Raw genomic sequence first — 1344 nt, 5'->3', positions numbered from 1 at the left:
CACCCCATGAGCAACACCGTGTACATCGGCGCGAAAGAATATTTCCCCGGCATCGGCAAGATCGGTTTCGAAGGCCGCGATTCGGACAACCCGCTCGCGTTCAAGGTCTACGACGCCAACAAGACCATCGGCGACAAGACCATGGCCGAGCACCTGCGCTTTGCCGTGGCCTACTGGCACAGCTTCTGCGGCAATGGCGCCGATCCGTTCGGCCCGGGCACGCGTGCGTATCCGTGGGATGTGGGCGATACCGCGTTGAACCGTGCCGAAGCCAAGGCCGATGCGGCGTTCGAGTTCTTCACCAAGCTCGGCGTGCCGTACTACTGCTTCCACGACATCGACCTGTCGCCGGATGCCGATGACATCACTGAGTACGAGAGCAACCTCAAGCACATGGTGGGCGTTGCCAAGCAGCGCCAGGCCGACACCGGCATCAAGCTGCTGTGGGGCACGGCCAATCTGTTCTCGCATCCGCGCTACATGAATGGTGCCTCGACCAACCCGGACTTCAATGTCGTGGCGCGTGCGGCGGTGCAGGTCAAGGCCGCGATCGATGCCACGGTGGCGCTGGGCGGCGAAAACTACGTGTTCTGGGGCGGGCGCGAAGGCTATGCCTGCCTGCACAACACGCAGATGAAGCGCGAGCAGGACAACATGGCGCGCTTCCTCACCCTGGCGCGCGACTACGGCCGCAGCATCGGCTTCAAAGGCAACTTCCTGATCGAGCCCAAACCCATGGAGCCGATGAAGCACCAGTACGATTTTGATAGCGCCACCGTGATCGGCTTCCTGCGTCAGCATGGCCTGGATCAGGACTTCAAGCTCAACATCGAGGCCAACCACGCCACCTTGTCGGGCCATAGCTTCGAGCACGACCTGCAGGTGGCATCCGATGCCGGCCTGCTCGGCAGCATCGATGCCAACCGCGGCAACCCGCAGAACGGCTGGGACACCGACCAGTTCCCGACCGATCTGTACGACACCGTCGGCGCCATGCTGGTGGTGCTGCGGCAGGGCGGGCTGGCACCGGGCGGCTTGAACTTCGATGCCAAGGTGCGTCGCGAATCGTCCGACCCGCAGGACCTGTTCCTGGCCCACATCGGCGGCATGGACGCGTTCGCCCGCGGGCTGGAAGTGGCCAACGCGCTGCTGACCGCCTCGCCGCTGGAACAGTGGCGCGCCGAGCGTTACGCCAGCTTCGACAGCGGCGCGGGCGCGGACTTTGCCGCAGGCAAGACCACGCTGGCGGATCTGGCCAAGCATGCGGCCGGCAATGCGCCCCAGCAGATCAGCGGCCGCCAGGAAGCGTATGAAAACCTGATCAATCAGTATCTGACGCGTTGA

1 protein-coding gene is annotated in these 1344 nt (G+C 64.0%); it reads left to right on the top strand.

Annotated elements, in window-relative coordinates:
• Nucleotides 1-6: 6 nt before the first annotated feature.
• Nucleotides 7-1344 carry a xylose isomerase gene (gene xylA / locus F7R02_RS25390; protein WP_003481946.1) on the top strand — a complete coding sequence of 446 codons (1338 nt, stop codon included), beginning with the start codon at nt 7-9 and terminating at the stop codon, nt 1342-1344.

The sequence above is a fragment of the Xanthomonas cissicola genome (assembly GCF_008801575.1).
GTDB classification, from domain to species: Bacteria; Pseudomonadota; Gammaproteobacteria; order Xanthomonadales; family Xanthomonadaceae; genus Xanthomonas; species Xanthomonas cissicola.
This window is presented reverse-complemented; position numbering and strand designations above follow the sequence as displayed.